This window comes from Candidatus Omnitrophota bacterium, from assembly GCA_028715415.1.
Classification (GTDB): domain Bacteria; phylum Omnitrophota; class Gorgyraeia; order Gygaellales; family Profunditerraquicolaceae; genus JAQURX01.
This window is the reverse complement of the sequence record JAQURX010000006.1, coordinates 71,210-88,714: the sequence shown is the minus strand read 5'-3', so window position 1 is coordinate 88,714 and position 17,505 is coordinate 71,210. Positions and strand designations below refer to the sequence as shown.

Here is a 17,505-nt window from a genome sequence, read left to right as displayed (position 1 = left end):
AATATTAAACTACAATTAATTCGTAATCTAAATTCCCTATTCCTATTTCTTGCGCATACTTAAGCTGTTTTAAGCCATTACGCGACGGATGTGCTTCTTTAAATATATCCCTTCCGGCGGCTTTTAACACTAAATCAAAACAGGCTTTATCTACGCTAACAGGATCCCGAGAAACGAACAACCCCACATCAGGAGCAATCCTAGGGTCATCCTTTGCCAGGCAATCGCATTCCTTGGTAATTTTAATTGCAAAATTGACAAACCCGCACTTTTTCTTTTTAGAATCCAAAATCGCCTTGGCGTATTCTATCATTTTTTCCTGAATTACATTGCCTCCAGACTCCCAATCAACTTCAATAGCACATTGTTTACAAGCAGCAATACAACTTGAGCATCCTATACATTTAGAAGGGTCAATTATTGCTTTCCTATTCTTTAGAGTAATTGCTTGCGCAGGGCAAACCTTGATACATCTTCCGCAGGCGATGCATTGCTTTTCTTTTATAAAAGGAGAAATATTGGAATGCTGCGCGAGCTTGCCTTCGCGGCTGGCACACCCCATACCGATATTTTTCAATGCTCCTCCAAAACCAGTCATAATGTGCCCCTTAAAATGCGCTAACCCCAAAAGAGAATCATACTGCAAAAAAACCTTTAACACCTTTGCAATCTTAATATACTTTTGATTAATTTCCACCTCGCTTACGTTACGAATAACTTTGTCATCCGGAATCAAAACTTTAGCCCCGGAAGTTTTTAATGTAAAACCATGTTCATAAGCAAGCTTTAGATGATCCTTGGAATTATTTCTTCTTCCCTGATAAAGCGTATTCGCATCAATATAAGCTGATGAAGCTTTCATTTTTTTAATCAAGTCAGCTGCCACACGCGAATATTCAGGACGAATATAACCCGTGTTCCCCTCTTCTCCAAAATGCATCTTGATAACTACCTTATCTTTTTCTTTAACAAAACTAAGCAGCCTGCTTTTTTTAAGAAGGCGCTCCAGCTTTTCCCGGATCACGGCACTTCCATCTGAATTATTCACAGGAATAAAAAATACTTTGCTTTTCATTTTATTTAGTCCTTGCGTAAACACAATTTATTGATAAAAGATACTCGTTCGTTAAATCCCTTATTGGTATGCAGCTAAATTCCCTTCCGGAAATAGTTTTCTGCCGGCCAATCCTATTTTCATATATTTTACAATAATATTTTCCACTTTGCACTTTTTCCAGATTTATACATGGATCCTTATCATTTGCCCCACAGCAAGCTCCACAACGGGAACATTTTAGTTCATGCGCTGCAAAATCTTCTTCCTGCTTATTTAAATATTCCTCATTTTCCATCATTATCCCTTTAAATAACGTAACACTGAATCAGCTGCCTCAATGCCTGAGACAAAACATCCGTGCATCCCATGCCCTGGCTGCGTCCAAGCACCCGCAAGAAACAAACCTTTGATTCTTGTTTTTTGAGGAAGCCTATTAATGCTTGACTGGCTTACAGATTGAGAAAAGCCATAAATAGCGCCTTGTGGAGACGAAACATAACGCTCCATTGTCAAAGGGGTTGCTACTTCCATTACTTCAATGTTATTAGTCAATCCGGGCAAGAACTGTTCTGCCCTCTTGATTAGCTTCTTTGCAACTTCATCCTTCTTTTGCTTATATTTTTCTTCTGACAAGTTTTTCCAAGAAGAATAATCCGCTAAAATCATTATCAAAAGGCTTCCCTTCCCGGATGGCACTAAACCGGGGTCTATCTGCGAATGGTCTACAAGCTCCAAAGAGCAGGAATCATAATTCTCCAAAGTAAAAAAAGAAAAATTCTCATCCTGATCGTAAGATTTATTAAGCGAAACTACATATTGCCCCATCCCCAAATCCTTTGCCGGCTTACTTAAACCTAAATAAACCTGAAATGCAGAAATTGATTTCTCTAAGCCCGATATTTCATTTAAGTATTTATTTTTTTGAGCGTTATCATCAATAAAGTTTGTCAACGTATCAATAGCATTTGCATTAGAAACTACAGCATCTGAAAAAAATTCTTCATTGTTTTTAGTTATAACAGACTTAACTTGTTTATTATTACCTATGGAAATTTTTTTTACCTCTGTATTAAACCTTACCTCAGAACCTTCTTTTTTTAATTCAGAAATAATTGCTTCAAACAATTTAGAAAATCCTCCCTTAATATACGCAGTATGATTCTCATAATAGCCCCGGAAAATAATCAAAAAATAAAAAGCGCTTAAACGGCTGGGTGGCAACCCCAAAAAACGCCAGATATCCGTAAACAAAGCCAGAAGTTTTTTATCTTTAATGAACTTCCCTAAAAACTGTTCTGTTGAAATCATGGAAGTCAGGATAATTTGAGGAGAGATTAATGGAGTTAAAGCAAATTTTAGCCACAAAGGCAAATTCAATTCGTAGAATCTGTCAAACTGCTTATTAAATTTATTTATTGCTAAGAAGGCTTTGTCTATTCCGGAAGACTCATGAGGGAAATTATACTTTAGGTAAGAAATAAAATCTTTACACGAACAGTTAACGATAAAATTATGCTCAGGATAAATAATGCGCGCAAAATAATCAAGATCTATATAATTAACCTGATTGCTAATACCGCTTTCATCCAGAAATTTGCGTATCTCTCCATCCGGATTTAAAGCATCAACAACGTGAAGGCTGGACTCAAAAGTAAAACCTTTTCTGCGAAAGCTTGTTGCGAATCCCCCGGGGACTCCCTGCTTTTCCAATAAAAGGATCTTTTTCCCGCTCTTAGATAACTTAAGAGCGCAAATCAATCCCCCGATACCTGCTCCTATTATTATCGCGTCATACTTCATAAGTATAACTAAATTTTATCCATAAAGGAGACTGACTCCTGGATTACTTTATCTTTTTGCTTATCAATTGTAATCATATGATAGGAGTCTTCCAAGGGGACTAACGACTTAAAGCTTGAGCCTATCCGTTCTAGAATATACTGGGCATTACGGATACTAACCATGTCATCCTCTGAGGAATGAATCGCAACGATAGGAGTTTTCACTTTATTTAATTCTCTGACTACTATTTTCGTGAATAGATGGTGCTGATAAAGACAGGCCACAGGGAAAAATGGGCTTCCAAAAAGTAATGTCTTTTTACTAAACTCGCTGGACTTGGCATTTTTATAAAATCTTTCAATTGCTTCCCGGCTATCTTCATCTTTTAAGCCATATGGCCAGTCCTCGCGGATATCAATAGAATTCCTTAAGAAAGGAATAAGAAAAGCGAGATTTAAGAATACCTTCCCCTTGTGCAAAGCCCAACCATCATAAAAAATAGTAGGGGCTAAAGCGACTATCCCTGAGACGTCATCCGGAAAAAGATACGCAAGATGGATTCCAATTAAAGCACCCATCGATAACCCGGAGATGTACACCTTCTTATAATCTTTTCTTAAATTCTTAAGGTCATCAATGCAGCAATCCACCATATCCTGCCATTTAACTTGCTTCAATTCGCCAAGGCTCGAGCAATGCTTAGGTAAAGTGTTGCAAAATACGGTATACCCTGCCTTATTAAGGCCGGTGCCGTAATATTTCATCTCAGAAGGAGTGCCGGTAATCCCGTGAATCAAAAGCACTGCCTTTTCATTACTTCCTTTAAGATAGAAATTAAATTTCTTTGAGCCGTTGTTTTCCATAATTTAAGCAAGTATTATATCATAAATCTTGAATATTACGAATTTTAATTGGCTTCGGATAAGTTTCTGCTATAATGAGCTCGTGCAAAACTCAAATCATGATTTACAATTCTTCGTTTTAGACACAATCAATAGCATATCCAAAGACGACTGGGATAACCTGTTTGATGAAAACATCCTTGAAGGCTACGGCTATCATAAAGCCTTTGAAGAATCACACATAAAAGAATTCACACTTAAATACCTGGTTGCAAAACGAAATAATGCCATTTGTGCGATAATACCTTTCTTCATTTCAGACTTCTCATTCTCTACTTTAATACAGGGTTCATTGCAAAAAATCATCCTTAACATCCAATCTTTTTTTAAGCGCTTCCTTAAAATGAGGATGCTCTTTGTAGGATTCCCCACCACCGAAGAGCTATACCTCGGAATATCAAAAAAAGAAAATAAAAGAGATTTTTTTGAACTCTTGGTCAAAGAATTCTCCAGAATATCTAAGAAAATGAATATAAGCGTAACTCTATTTTTTAATCTTGCGGAAAAAGACAAGCTTCTCGCACAGGTGCTCTATAAAAAAAATTTCGTTAAAATGGAAAATTACCCCAACACAATGCTTGCAATAAAAGGCGAAACCTTTGAAGAATACCTTTCTTCGCTAAGCAGGAATACACGCAAAGATTTTAAACGTAAACTTAGAGATTCTGCGGCACTAACAATACTTACCACTGAGGTTATAGACAACATTGACTCAATAAAGAATGAAATATTTAAACTCTATTTAAATAACTTTTCAGCTTCAGAAGTTCAATTTGAAACGCTTACCCCTGATTTCTTTCAAAATATTTTCAAGTATATGAAAGAAAATGCCAAGATGTTTATTACCCGCTCACCGGATAACAAAATCTTAGCTTTCAACCTTTGTTTAATTAAAAATGATACCTGCATTGATAAGTTCATCGGGTTTGATAAAAAAACTTCCCATAAACTTCACCTTTACCATGCAACATTCCATCACAATATTACCTGGTGCCTTAAGAATAAAATCCGCTACTATCAAATGGGCATTACCGATTATCATCCGAAAATAAGATTAGGCGCAAAATTGATCCCTCTCTTTGTTTATTTTAAATGCACCAATCCAATCCTCTGGCTTTTTGCAAAGCCTATCGCTAAAATTATTCAGCCAAAAAATTTTGATCCGGGATTAAAAAATATTAAGAAGTAATTTTTTTTAACACAAGGCAGGAATTATTTCCACCAAAAGCAGAAGCATTATTTAACGCAATATTTACTTTGTGCCGGCGTGATTTATTTGGAACACAGTCAATATCGCAATCTGGGTCTGGAGTTTCATAATTGATTGTGGGTGGTAAAACATCATCCTTAATAACCAGGCAACAGGTAATAGCTTCAATTGCGCTCGCTGCGCCCATAGTATGCCCCAACATAGACTTTATTGAACTCATAGGGACATTTTTAAAATTATCCCCCAATACTTTCTTTACCGCAAGGCACTCCTCTCTATCATTTACTGCTGTCCCGGTTCCATGAGCGCTTATATAATCTACCTGGCTTGCATCAATATTACTTTCTTTGAGAGCCGACTGCATTGCCTCCTTAATACCTTCTGAATAAGGCGCGGTCATATGCCTCGCGTCAGAGCTTATCCCGTAACCTAAAATCTCCGCGTAAATATTTGCTTTTCTCTTTTTAGCGCTATCCAACGACTCCAACAGCACAACTCCTGCTCCTTCAGCTACCATCATGCCTTTACGATTCTTGTCAAATGGCTGACAGCGTTCTGGGGCTACGGCAAACATCCGGCTAAACCCTATAAAAGCAATTCTTGAGAATCCGTCTGAACCCCCGGCAAAAGCCATGTCAGCTTCTCCATTACTGATAAGATCGAAAGCATAACCTATGGCAAAATTTCCCGCGGCACAGGCATTAGGTATAACATAATTTACACCCTCCAAGCTGAATTCCGAAGCAATACTAGAGGCAAGGTTATTACAAGGGTAATTCGGTATCAAAGAAACATCCAAACCATCTATGCCTTTTTCAATAAAATTACGATTAAGCCTCTCAAGAATACCGGATTCTCCCATTGTAGTGCCCATACAAACCATTGTAGCTTCTTTATCTAAACCTTCTTTTGTCAATCCGGCATCTTCCAAAGCAAGCTTTGCGGCAATCACTCCAAAATACGAACTCCGGCCAAGATTGGATATTTTATCTTTAGGCAGGTATTTAAGAGGATCAAAATCTTTAATCTCTCCAGCGTTATGCACAGCGAAATCTTTTGTATCAAAAGAACCTACTTCGCTAATGCCACTTTTTCCTTCAAGGATAGACTTCCAGAAATTCTCTTTGCCTATCCCAACAGAGGAAACAACACCCAAACCTGTGATAACCACGCGTTTCTTCATTTTTTTAAATTTTCAGGCTGGAGCTTTTTTTGATAAAAACTCTTTTGCTATTGTAACAGTAGCATTCAGGGTATTCATCTCGGAAAGCTTTTGTTCCGGGATGGTAATCTTAAATTTCTTTTCAACCGCGACAAGAATCTCAAGAGCCATTAAAGAATCCATGCCAAGATCTTCAACCAAACGCGCATCCGGCTTAATAGTATTGGGGTCTTTTTCCAACACCTGAGCAATCAAACTCTTTACTTCATTTTCAATTTCAATATCCTGCATTAATCCTCCCTCTGATTGTTAACCAGCATATTTAGAAATAATTAAACTAGAATTCCCTGAATTCGGGCCAAAAGCATTGACCAAAACATTGTTGAGGCTGCATTCCACAGCCTTATCGGAAACAATACCTAAATCACACAAAGAATCTTTTTCCTGATAATTAATTGTGGGAGGAACCATCTGATTTTCTATCGCTAACAAAGCGCAGGCCGATTGGAATGCTCCGGAAGCACTAAAACTTTCTCCAAGCATAGACTTAATCGCGCTCACTTTTACTAAGCTATTTTTCCCAAAAACATCATTGATAGAATCGGCCTCGTATTTATCAAATTCTTGCGTAGAATTAGCCCCTGCCATTACACAATCAACATCATTAGAATCAATCCCTGATTTATTAATCGCAAGCCGCATCGCTTTCTTCAAAGAGTCTCCGGAAACCTCGCACCTTCCAGAGCTTAAAGTATTAAAAAAAGAAGCACTCCCTTTAATTTCAGCATAAATCACAGCTTTGCGCCTTAAAGCACTCTCTAAACTCTCTAACACTAAAACAACAGCGCCTTCACTAAAGATAACACCATTTCTTCTTTTGTCAAATGGGCATGATAATTCCACAGCCCCTTGATTCTGCTTACTTAAAAGCCCGGTCTTATAAAAACCCAAGAAATTATGCAAACTAAGCTCCTCAACTCCTCCTGCCAATACCACGCTCTTCCTACCCGATCGGATAAAATTTGCCGCATAAGCAATTGAATCAATGCCTGAGGAAAAACCATTAGAGATAGTGACATTAAAGCCTTTTATTTTAAATTTTATTGAGGTTTGGCTTACCTGGGCATTAATAACTGTGTTTGGGAAAAAAGATGGATTGACATATTGCGGCCCTTCATTAATTGCAACTTTATCAAAATCACATATGCCTTGCACGCTGCCTAAAGTATTGCCGATTGCAATCCCTACGTCGCGGCAATTCTCTTCGTCTATTTTAAATTTAGCGTCTTCTAAAGCTAATTGCGTAGCGCAACAAAGCAATTTAGCACTGCGATCCAAAACTCTCAAGCCTTCCCTGCCTAAAATCAATCCCGGATCAAAATCCTTAATTTCTCCTGCAAGCTTAGAATTAAAACTCGAAGTATCAAACAAAGAAATTGGTTTAATACCGGAAAAGCCCCCAAAGACAGCTTCTTTAAAAGAATCCCTGCCAGGAGCGCTATTTGGGCTTATTACTCCTAAGCCTGTAACAACTACTCGTAAGTTATCCATGATGAACTATTATTATAAAACCTTCCTAAATTATCTCAAGAAAAAAATTATATTTCTTTTTTTGTAGTCCTACGCAATGCTTTAACCATGCGCTCATACGCTTCTTGCGCGGTTTTTCCCTCTGTCAAGTGTTCGCTGCAGACCGCTGCATACCCTTGGCGATTCTTAATCTTAAAAATATCCACATTAAGATGGCCAATCTTCACTTTAATCTCCTTTCTAAGCTTTCCTTCTCTACCTCAAAGCTTCCGAGATTTCATAAAGTATACCACCGGCGATTTCCGGCTTAGGTAACATAAATTTCCTGGCTGTAACCGTAACCCAAATACCTTTCTTTTCCTGCAGCAGTTTAACCGTTAGAGCTCCCAATAAATCAGAGTCTCCTTGTATCACACCTGAAGCTTTATCTTCTCTTGTAATCCGTGAATTTCTTTTTAAAACCAGAAGAGATGCCTCGTAAACTTTATCGTAGGCAATTTCAAAATTAGCTTCGGCATTATCTTTGCCCAAAAAAGTTGCCCCCACCGCTACCGGTAAAAAGGCTACCCCTGCCAAAGCAGAAACTCCATAAATCTTAGCGCCCTGTATACCAGCTGCCTTCATTGGCTCAGACAAAATCAATGCGGTTAATTGCTGGGCATTGGTAATGTTTTTATATTCTTTTACTAAGTTAATCTCGTAAACCTTTATGACCGGTTCTGGACCTAAGCTGTAATCTTTCATTATAAGCCGGCCCATATTCAGCTTACATAAATCAATCTGCAAAGACATTTCTTTGGATTTTTTCTGAGAAGCTTGCCTTTGCTGTTTTACCACGCTAAGCTCATCAACATTCATTTTTCCTTCTTTATTCTTAACTAAAATTATTTCCTTTAGCACAAAATCAACCTCGGTTAGATGAATTTTTCCGCTCAAAAAAGTTAGCGGATTACATCTTACAATTACCTTTGGGATATCAATCATTATCCCTTTTGGGAAATTGTCAGGATTATACATCTTAAAATTATCAATTCTAACCCCTTGCCTAAAAATCCCCAAAGACATCCAACCGATATTTACAGGAGCCCCTGCTATTGAAGAAGCCACAACTGTCGTCGCAGATTTAACAAGGATATCTTTACCCACAGCAATACACAAGAAGGCAATTATAATGATGGCAATAAGCATCTTTAGTTTATTTTTCTTTCTATCCATCTTTTAACCTCCTCTTTGAGCACAAACATAAGCCTATTCCATTAGATAGGAATAGGAGCAACATAAAAGCATAAAAACCGGGTAGAACAAACCCCGGTTGTAATTTTATTCATATTTACAGAACTTATTAGCATACAAATGGTTATTTTACTGCAAAGTTAACGCGTGGTCAACTAAAAACACTATTATCAAAATTCGCAAAACGCTCTTAAAAATGATATACTTTTTAGTAGGAGAAAAGCCATGGATAAAAAGAAATCAACAATATTAGTAGTAGATGATGAGCCGCAAGTCGTCAATATCCTTAAGGATTTCCTTGGCATTAAAGGATACGATGTATCCGGAGCTTTAAGCGGCGAAGAAGCAATAGAAATGCTCAAATCAAAAAAAGCAGACTTGATCCTTCTTGACATCCTCATGCCCGGGCTAAAAGGGCCTGAAGTGGCAAAAATCGTAAAAAAGCTTTATCCGGATACTAAAATTGTCATAATTACCGCTTTTCCAAAACTGCTCAAAGAAATTGATAAAGACAACATACTTCAGGGAATCTTAATTAAGCCCTTCAAACTCCAGGAGCTCTACCCAAAATTACAGGAATTATTATTACAAAAAGCCTCCTCTGATGAAATAGATAACAAAGAAATTAACGCAAAGACTCTATATATAAAAGCGGACATCCTCATAATTACGCCTTCAATGGAAACATATACTTTCTTACGGGAGCAACTTGAGTTACTCTCCTATCGCGGGCAACAATACGAATTTGACATAGCAACAAAAGAATCAGAAGTTCTTGATAGGGTTGACCTCTTTAAACCGGATATTGTAATCTTCGAAGAAACTTATTTAAATAGCATGGATTATGATTTGCCGGATAAAATCCGCGAATACTCTCCAAAAACTAAAAAAGTATTTTCTTTTGATCTAGCCAACGCTCAAAACGATTATAATAAATTACAAAATCTCATTGCTGTACTTAGGCAAATCTGCATTGAAAATGGGCTTGTGCAGGTAGGTTAATCCTTACTGTATTTCAGTATAACAAACAATCTTCCAATTAATTCCTTTGAAACTTACTGTATCCCAAACGGCTTTTTTTCGTGCCGTTCTATTTAAGCCCTTAATAAGAAAATCGTACTCCCCGAAACCATTTTCCTCTCTGGCAATCCTTTCACAAAAGGCTACGAATTCCGGAAACGGCTTGTAAAATTCATCAGTAAATATATTCCTTCCGGCTTCTTCCTGGTCTTGCCCATAAATCGTCAGCCCGTCAATTTGCATTACCCAGAATTCAACCGCAGTACCCTGAATTACCGGCAAAGCTATTAATTCAATAAACTCCTGAGGTTTTAAAAGCATGCTGACAGAACCTAATAATTCATTTTCACTTGAGAAAACGGGGTATTGAAAATCAACGGAATTCAAACCTTCTACCGAACGAAATACTTTGCTAAAGACAGGTTTTCTAATTTCCTTTAATATAACAACGTGCTCCTGAGCGCTGATATCAACTCCTTCAAATTTTCTATATTCCTCAGGTTCAACTAAAATCATTTTTCCAGCCAAACTTATTGTCGCAGTATCAACCGCATATTTATTTGCTTTATAAAGGTTCTGCAAAACTATCCTTGCATTCTCGGTATCAAGGCCAACAGCGGATAAATCACGGGAAGCCACATTCATACGCGCATCCATTGTTTCAAAAGCCTTATTAACCTTGGTTTTTATTCTTTCTAAAACTACTGAAGCATCAGGAGGCTCTTGAGCAAAACAATTCATAATAGAAAAATACAACAAAAAACAAATAATCGTAAATAATTTTTTCCTCAAAACCTACTCCTTATTTTTCTTAAATAACTCTTTCATCTGCTTTCCAAAATCCTTAAATTGGTCAACTGTGTTAGAAATTTTCTCCATTAATTGCGCTGGATTTTGATTTGAAAGATTTCTCACAGCCGCTCTTAAAATCTCTTTTTTAAGCTGCTTTACGCTAATCTGGGGGTTATCTAACTTGGTATCTATGTTAAACTCAAGGTTCAGGTTTCCGCCTTTATCAGTAAACAAATCAAGTGCGTTCTTGGCAAAATCTGGTTTTGGCATCTCTAATTGCGACTGGGATTCAGAGATAGGCTCTTGAGGCGCATAGATTAAATTATAAAGCTTAAGATTGGACAAAATTGACAGATCATTACTTTTTGCGGTAAGCTTAGAAAGAAACTCCAGCTTCGCTGACTGAAGTTTCTTTGTAGAGATAAAATCGCCATAATATAAAGAAAAATTAGTGATATCTAAATCTTTAACTGTAAACACGGCGTCCATATCTTTTCGGCCAAAATCAACCCAACCGGAAAAATCAAAATTTCCAATTGTTATCCCTTCTGAATTTAAAAGCGAGGAAGACATTTTGAATTTTGTATTTAGCGAAGTTATCGGAACCATAACCTTTGCCACACTAATATTAATCTTATCCATTATAATCTTGAAACCTTCAGCAATAATTTTTTTATCTGTAAAATTAAGGCGGCCATCAATAATAACTAAATCGGTGGCAAAAAACGGGGGTTCTTTACCACCCTGCTTAAATTCAGGAAGATTAAGCTTGCCATTAGCATCTTGGACAAGATTAATAACTGGCTGGGTAATTTGCAATCCACCAAGCACAATTTTGCCAGCAAAAACTCCCAGCAGGTTTGGATAAAATGAGATTTCTTTTACCTTTATAAGTTCGCCAATTGCGAGATTCTTGAGGCTGATAGAAAGAGGAAACTTTATAGAGAATTCATCCAGGCTAACAGGCATATTTAAATTCTGCTTTAACTGGCCAACAATTAAGTTTTTACCATTAGAAGAAATATAAAAAAATAATCCGGCAAATAAAAGCATAAAAATTACTACAAAAATAAATACTATCTTAAGCGCGATCTTCATCTTTCTCCTTTTCTGCCATTTTCAACAAAAGCCACGCTCCTGATAAAAGGCAGATTAACATCATAATACTTGCAAAAATTTTTAATGCAAATGAAATTGAGGTATCATAACGCAGCAAACCAATTTTATTCAAAATAAAATTCCAATCGTGGATTACGCTATCTATCCCAAACGGGCTAACTAACGGAAGTTCCATCGCGCGCGCATCCGCAACATATCTTGCCATGTCAAATAAACTGGTAGATAACCACCCAAAAGAAAGCGCAATTGCAAAATAATCTTTCTGCCGATAAAAATTAAAAGCTAATGCCAAAGGAGCAAACAATTGAAGCAACGAACCACCAAGAATTCCCATAAATTGCCCTAAGAAAGCAAAAACAAAATGGCCTAATTCGTGCACCCCGAGCGTTAGCGGAGAAAGAATACATGTGTATTCGGGATTTTTCCAATACCTTATTAAGAAATAACAAAAGAGTAACAAAAAAGGCAAACGCCAAATCCAAGACTTACCCTTACACCACTTAATAGCATCCCTACGAAATTCCGCAGAAAACTCCTTTAATCCCAGATCTTCTCCTCCTCCCAGATTAATCATGCTCATTTAGCTTGCGCCCGGGCAAGAATAGCTACAGTCTCAATTGCCACTTTAGCTATATCTGTAGCATATTCCCAATCAATATTTTTTGAGGTATCAGTTGAATCGTGATAGCCTTTTCTATGCATATTTTGTAGTTTATTCATATGCTCATTTAAATAAACTACAGGATAACCATTATCAGAGAATATTAATCCGTCACTATTATAAAGATAGCTCTTCTGGGCAAAACGGGTCCTTAATACAGGCTTAAATTTTGTGACCAAAGGTGCGATATCCATAACGATTTTTGCCAGCCTCAAAGATTCTTCCGAATCACCTGGGTTTACTTGAAAAATTTGGTCATTAGCTTGCCTAAAACCTATCGTATCCATTAAAACCAAGCCTTCAATATCAATCCTTTTTTTAAGCAACCAACTTACAAAGAAACGTGCTCCCAAATCATCTGCAGGGAATTCTTCTCCTGTAAAATGGACTAACCAAATAGGATGTTTTGGTTTCAGATCACGTAAGATTTCCGCAGCCCGGAGTAAAACCGCAGTTGAAGAAACATTATCGTCTGCTCCGGGTGAAGAAACACGCTTACCCGAATCTTTAAAAATATCTTCACAGAATGCTGTATCAATATGATCCGCCATTAAAACTGGGCGCAATCTTGAATCGGTCCCCGGGATAATCGCAATCAAGTTTGACTGCGCAACCCCCCGGTAATCAAAACGCTGCCTGACTGTTTTTATCCGTAAAACTCTATAACGCTCAACAAGATAATCCACCAATTCCTCAAGCTGATTATTGGCATCAATGCTATTTTTATCTTTAAAATACATCTTTTTTTTAGTAATAGGAAATTTAACTTCTTCCTCTCCATCTAAAACCAAGACGTCATTCTTATACTTAGAAATAAAATCCGGCGGCCAAGATTTTACTACTAAAGATTCCTTAGGGGCTTCTGATATTTTTTCATAAATAGGCTCCCAAGCAATCTCTGGCGGGAAAATAATTTCACTATTTCTAACTTGGAGCACAAATACGGCGCTTTTTGATTTTAAGCGGGCAGGCTGCGGAATAACTCTGCATGCCGGACAAATCCCGATATCCGCGATTTCATCGGAAATTCTTTGCGCGTATGATTCTTGTTTTTCAATCGGTAACCAAGCTTCAGTAACCAAAGAATCATCTGCGCTGTCAGAAGTCCAAACACAATCACCGAAATACGGCTTGTCATACAAAGCTTTCATATCAAGGATGTCATTGAATATTAAACCAAAATCATCTTTATCTTCCGGCTGTAACAAAACCGGCAAAAATGGCGCAGGGCCTGATTCAGGGATTAAAGACAAAGAAATCATTTTTGAACTTAACCACAACCATTTATCTTTATCATTCTTACGCCATCTTGCAAAAGCCCAAGTCAGCTGGCCATAATCATCCCTTATCGGCCAAGCCTCTACCTCAAAATCATCTACCTTATTTAACAGCAAAGTTTTAATCAATGCTTCCTGAATTATTCTTATTTGATCCCGTCCTCTTTCACGCAGCGATTCCGGCAAAAATACCTGCGTAATTTCACCGGGCTTAAGATTTAAAGCAATTTGACGAGGATTAACATTCAAATAAAGCGGTTGATGCTGTTCTGAATTAGCCTGAAGGCTCAACCATGGACGGGGAAGAAGAAATTTCTGCCAATATTCACTTTCTTCGCTTTGATAACTTTGAGCATTTATTACAAATAAAGAAAAACATGCAAAGATTACAATCAAAAATATACCATAAGATTTCTTAGGCATAATCTAAATTATATTACTTCCTTATATCTTCCAGCCAAGTATTAAACTTATTAACAAATTCTACATACAAATGTTTTTCTTGATCAGAATACAAGTTTTTCTTTTTCATTTCATACTCAATCCTATCCTCAGCACTCTCCTGAACATTCTCTTCAATAGGAATGACAGCAATTAAAGTATCACTCTCTCCATCCCAAGACTCATTCACAGGAAAACCTGCTTTTTTAAGAGGCAGATCCCATGTCGCATCAACAACAACCCACTTCTGGTTAATATATGCCTTACAAGCAAGATGATACGAAATAGGAAGCTTACTGACTATGCTTCGCAATTCATCCGGGTATTGGACCGAAGAAATGTCCCATCTAAAAAGATAAGTAACAAATTTCACAGGAATATTAAGTTTTTCAAACATCTGCTTTAACAAATAGTGCTTCGGTTGACAGGAGCCTTTATTCCCATTTAATAATCCTGCCGGCCCATGGATAATATCATTCAAGTCCGGAGTTATTATGTATGGGATATCTCTTATATGCTCAAACACAGAAATCATCGCTAATCTTAACCCTAAGTTCTTAGTCCAAAGATTAAATTTATCCTCAATAATAATATTGATGCTTTTATTACTACAAGCTTTCTTGTTATCCATCAGAAATCCCTTTTTTTATAAAGTTAACAAATGCCCGTTTTTATTAAGCCATTTATTATACTGGGAAAAATCCGGAATCAGCGCTCTTACTTTTCTCCAGAATTCTTTAGAATGGTCCTTCTGCGATAAATGCACAACCTCATGCACAACCACATAATCAATTACCCCCAAAGGCGCTAAAATTAACCGCCAGCTAAAATTCAAGGTATTCTTCACCCCACATGAGCCCCATCTTCTACAAGCTTTTGTGATGGCTATTGAAGTAGAACGTAAACCGACAACCCTTTCATACTGAAAGACTCTTTCAGAAATTAAATCCAATGCCTTATCTTGATACCACTTAATTAAACTCTCTCTGGCAGTCATTAACATTTTCCTTGGAAACTCCAAAGAATCCGTTAAAAATATATCCTCTCTATCTGATATTTTAAGCGGATAATATTTGCCTAAGTACAGAAACTCTTCTCCATCAACAAACTGCTTAAACGTAATCTCGCTGGATCGCTTCTTAGCAATTTCCTGATGCTTAATAATCCATCTTTTTTTCTTATCTATGAAATTTCTTATAATCCGATTGGGGGTTGTTTGCGGAGCGCGCACTACGAGGCTTGCATCTTTTGCAACAATTAAACAAATAGTTTTTCTTCTAGACCTTATCAACTTATTGATTTTTATCTCATCCATAATTAATAAGGAATCCGGGGGATTTAGGCTGATTATTTTTCCTTAATTATAATTGTAAAGTTCTCTATCTTTATAGGTTTTAGCTTCTTCTCCCATGGCCTGCGATATTCAAACACAAGTGTTAACCTTCCCGGCTTAAGAGCTTTAAAAATCCAAGTTTCTTTACCGGGAGCACCTAATAATTTTGTCTTAGATGCAAAATAATTTGATTTTACAAACTCAATTTTATCATCATTTAAATCACTGCCCAAGCGCCAAAGATATCCGGTTGTCCTATTTGACTCTAATATTATAACGATATTTTCTCCTACGGTAACATTAATTACACTCTCAGAGACAACCTGATCTTTTACGCTCTGCGCGAAACTGGTTACTGTTAAAAGAAATACTGCACAGGTTAACAACACTACAAATAAATTCCTTTTTCCCATCTTATAAACTCCTTTTTACAACAAAAAACCGGAAGATAGATTCTTCCGGTTAATTTTATCACAAATACAACCTAATACAAACACAAAGATTATAAAATTTTAGTGCCTGCGGAACCTATCAAAACTTTTTTTAAAATTACTTTTGGATTTCTTAAACGGCGGCCTCTTTTGAAAAGAAGGCTTTTCTTTATAATTCTCAAAACTCTCTTGAGAAAATTCAGGATGCTTTGAAATTGGCAGAGTTTTTCTGATTAATTTCTCTATACTACGCACATCACTGCTCTGGTCTGGCGTAGCAAAAGAAATCGCATGCCCCTTTTGGCCTGCCCTTCCTGTCCTGCCAATACGATGGACATAATTTTCCGCGTCCTCAGGAAGATCGTAATTAATAACTACTTCTATACCCGTAACATCAATGCCCCTTGCAGCAATGTCAGTTGCAACCAAAACCTTATACCGTCCTGATTTAAAACCATCTAATGCCTGGCGGCGTTGAGCAAGAGAACGATTTGAATGCATTTCAGCAGCATTAACTCCCAATTCCCTAAGATGCTGGGTTAATTTCTTTGCATTATGCTTTGTCCTGGAGAACAAAAGAACCGCACCCTTATATTTAGAAATTAATTTTACCAATAACCGTGCCTTTGCTTCCTTTTTAACGATAAATAATTCCTGCGTAACAAACTCCGCAGCAGTGCCTGAAGGAGCAATCTCAACACAAACAGGAAGCTTCATATGTGTTGACGCAATTTTCATAATTTCTTTGGGCATAGTCGCAGAAAAAAGCATTGTCTGCCTGTCTTTAGGTAGGAAATGGAAAATTTTATCAAGTTGAGGGGCAAAACCCATATCAAGCATTCTATCAGCCTCATCCAAAACAAGCATATTTGCCTCTTCTATCGAGACATTCCACTGGCTCATGTGGTCAATTAAACGACCGGGAGTTGCAACTATTACCCGAGGATTCTTATGAAGCGCCCTAATCTGTTCCTGCATAGGAGCGCCTCCGATAAGACAGGCTGTTTTTATACCAAAGGCATTAGTAAGCGGCTTAAAGGCTTCATCAATCTGCAAAGCTAATTCCCTTGTAGGAGCAAGCACTAATCCGATACCTTTCTTTTGTGCAAGCCTCTGCACCATAGGGATAGCAAAAGAATGCGTTTTGCCTGTCCCGGTTTGAGCAATACCTATAACATCCTTGCCTTCAATAGCTCCGGGTATGGCTTTTTCCTGAATCGGAGTAGGCACAAAAAACTTCAAGTGGCTTAGAACCTCCAGGATCTTAGGTGCTATTCCTAAACCATAAAAAGTTGCACTTTGTTGCTTTTTCACCTCTTGTGGCACAATATTATTTGTCATCTCTTTTTCAAGCTGGAAACTCCTACTCGATCCTCCTGCAATAATTTACTTAAATGAACATGGCAATACTGTTCATGATTATATATACTTAAAATATGTTTGCATCCGCGATACTTGCAAACCCGGCCTTTATATGAAGTCATTACTTTTTTAATAATTACTCCTTTTTTTGCACTAAAATATCCTCAAAGAAACAAAAAACCGTAAAGGTTAG

19 protein-coding genes are annotated in these 17,505 nt (G+C 37.2%); 2 read left to right on the top strand and 17 right to left on the bottom strand.

Going from position 1 to position 17,505, the window contains the following annotated elements:
* Window positions 1-4: 4 nt before the first annotated feature.
* Genes PHO70_03930 through PHO70_03915 form a run of 4 tightly spaced genes read right to left on the bottom strand, consistent with a single transcriptional unit; the run spans window position 5 to window position 3,702 of the window.
* Window positions 5-1,075 (bottom strand): DUF362 domain-containing protein, encoded by a 1,071-nt coding sequence (locus PHO70_03930; protein ID MDD5432119.1) that lies wholly within the window; start codon window positions 1,073-1,075, stop codon window positions 5-7.
* A 1-nt stretch (window position 1,076) separates the two neighbouring features.
* On the bottom strand, window positions 1,077-1,355 hold the full coding sequence (locus tag PHO70_03925; GenBank protein MDD5432118.1) for a hypothetical protein: 279 nt from the start codon (window positions 1,353-1,355) through the stop codon (window positions 1,077-1,079).
* Window positions 1,355-2,857 carry an NAD(P)/FAD-dependent oxidoreductase gene (locus PHO70_03920; protein ID MDD5432117.1) on the bottom strand — a complete coding sequence of 501 codons (1,503 nt, stop codon included), beginning with the start codon at window positions 2,855-2,857 and terminating at the stop codon, window positions 1,355-1,357. The genes PHO70_03925 and PHO70_03920 overlap by 1 nt, the downstream gene beginning before the upstream one ends.
* Window positions 2,858-2,865: 8 nt before the next feature.
* Window positions 2,866-3,702: an alpha/beta fold hydrolase gene (locus tag PHO70_03915; GenBank protein MDD5432116.1), complete on the bottom strand. Its 837-nt coding sequence runs from the start codon at window positions 3,700-3,702 to the stop codon at window positions 2,866-2,868.
* 82 nt (window positions 3,703-3,784) lie between these two features.
* On the opposite strand from PHO70_03915, the gene PHO70_03910 reads away from it, so the two are divergent.
* The gene (locus tag PHO70_03910) at window positions 3,785-4,930 is read left to right on the top strand and encodes a GNAT family N-acetyltransferase (GenBank protein MDD5432115.1); all 1,146 of its coding nucleotides are present in this window, start codon (window positions 3,785-3,787) and stop codon (window positions 4,928-4,930) included.
* Here the strand turns inward: PHO70_03910 and PHO70_03905 are convergent.
* The 5 genes from PHO70_03905 to PHO70_03885 are packed head-to-tail and all read right to left on the bottom strand — an operon-like array spanning window position 4,920 to window position 8,858.
* Window positions 4,920-6,134: a beta-ketoacyl-[acyl-carrier-protein] synthase family protein gene (locus PHO70_03905; protein MDD5432114.1), complete on the bottom strand. Its 1,215-nt coding sequence runs from the start codon at window positions 6,132-6,134 to the stop codon at window positions 4,920-4,922. The two genes, PHO70_03910 and PHO70_03905, sit on opposite strands and share 11 nt — an antisense overlap.
* 12 nt (window positions 6,135-6,146) lie before the next feature.
* Complete coding sequence (locus PHO70_03900) at window positions 6,147-6,404, bottom strand: acyl carrier protein (GenBank protein MDD5432113.1); 258 nt, start codon at window positions 6,402-6,404, stop codon at window positions 6,147-6,149.
* 18 nt (window positions 6,405-6,422) lie between these two features.
* Entirely contained in the window at window positions 6,423-7,664 is a 1,242-nt protein-coding gene (locus PHO70_03895; GenBank protein ID MDD5432112.1) for a beta-ketoacyl-[acyl-carrier-protein] synthase family protein, read from the bottom strand.
* A gap of 47 nt (window positions 7,665-7,711) precedes the next feature.
* Window positions 7,712-7,870, bottom strand: a complete 159-nt coding sequence (locus tag PHO70_03890) for a hypothetical protein (protein ID MDD5432111.1) — start codon at window positions 7,868-7,870, stop codon at window positions 7,712-7,714.
* A gap of 28 nt (window positions 7,871-7,898) precedes the next feature.
* The gene (locus PHO70_03885; GenBank protein MDD5432110.1) at window positions 7,899-8,858 is read right to left on the bottom strand and encodes a hypothetical protein; all 960 of its coding nucleotides are present in this window, start codon (window positions 8,856-8,858) and stop codon (window positions 7,899-7,901) included.
* 243 nt (window positions 8,859-9,101) lie between these two features.
* On the opposite strand from PHO70_03885, the gene PHO70_03880 reads away from it, so the two are divergent.
* A complete protein-coding gene (locus PHO70_03880) occupies window positions 9,102-9,878 on the top strand; it encodes a response regulator (protein ID MDD5432109.1) in 777 nt (258 codons plus the stop codon).
* A gap of 3 nt (window positions 9,879-9,881) precedes the next feature.
* Here the strand turns inward: PHO70_03880 and PHO70_03875 are convergent, their stop codons facing one another.
* The 8 genes from PHO70_03875 to PHO70_03840 form a co-directional block, all read right to left on the bottom strand.
* Window positions 9,882-10,688 (bottom strand): hypothetical protein, encoded by an 807-nt coding sequence (locus PHO70_03875; protein MDD5432108.1) that lies wholly within the window; start codon window positions 10,686-10,688, stop codon window positions 9,882-9,884.
* A gap of 3 nt (window positions 10,689-10,691) precedes the next feature.
* Window positions 10,692-11,786 (bottom strand): DUF748 domain-containing protein, encoded by a 1,095-nt coding sequence (locus tag PHO70_03870; GenBank protein MDD5432107.1) that lies wholly within the window; start codon window positions 11,784-11,786, stop codon window positions 10,692-10,694.
* Window positions 11,770-12,387, bottom strand: coding sequence for a hypothetical protein (locus PHO70_03865; protein ID MDD5432106.1), 618 nt, complete (start codon window positions 12,385-12,387; stop codon window positions 11,770-11,772). The genes PHO70_03870 and PHO70_03865 overlap by 17 nt, the downstream gene beginning before the upstream one ends.
* A complete protein-coding gene (locus tag PHO70_03860; protein ID MDD5432105.1) occupies window positions 12,384-14,168 on the bottom strand; it encodes a M20/M25/M40 family metallo-hydrolase in 1,785 nt (594 codons plus the stop codon). The genes PHO70_03865 and PHO70_03860 overlap by 4 nt, the downstream gene beginning before the upstream one ends.
* Window positions 14,169-14,181: 13 nt before the next feature.
* Window positions 14,182-14,817: a hypothetical protein gene (locus PHO70_03855; GenBank protein MDD5432104.1), complete on the bottom strand. Its 636-nt coding sequence runs from the start codon at window positions 14,815-14,817 to the stop codon at window positions 14,182-14,184.
* A 15-nt stretch (window positions 14,818-14,832) separates the two neighbouring features.
* Entirely contained in the window at window positions 14,833-15,501 is a 669-nt protein-coding gene (locus PHO70_03850; protein MDD5432103.1) for a SprT family zinc-dependent metalloprotease, read from the bottom strand.
* 32 nt (window positions 15,502-15,533) lie between these two features.
* A complete protein-coding gene (locus PHO70_03845) occupies window positions 15,534-15,932 on the bottom strand; it encodes a protease inhibitor I42 family protein (protein ID MDD5432102.1) in 399 nt (132 codons plus the stop codon).
* 99 nt (window positions 15,933-16,031) lie between these two features.
* Complete coding sequence (locus PHO70_03840) at window positions 16,032-17,291, bottom strand: DEAD/DEAH box helicase (GenBank protein ID MDD5432101.1); 1,260 nt, start codon at window positions 17,289-17,291, stop codon at window positions 16,032-16,034.
* Window positions 17,292-17,505 lie beyond the last annotated feature (214 nt).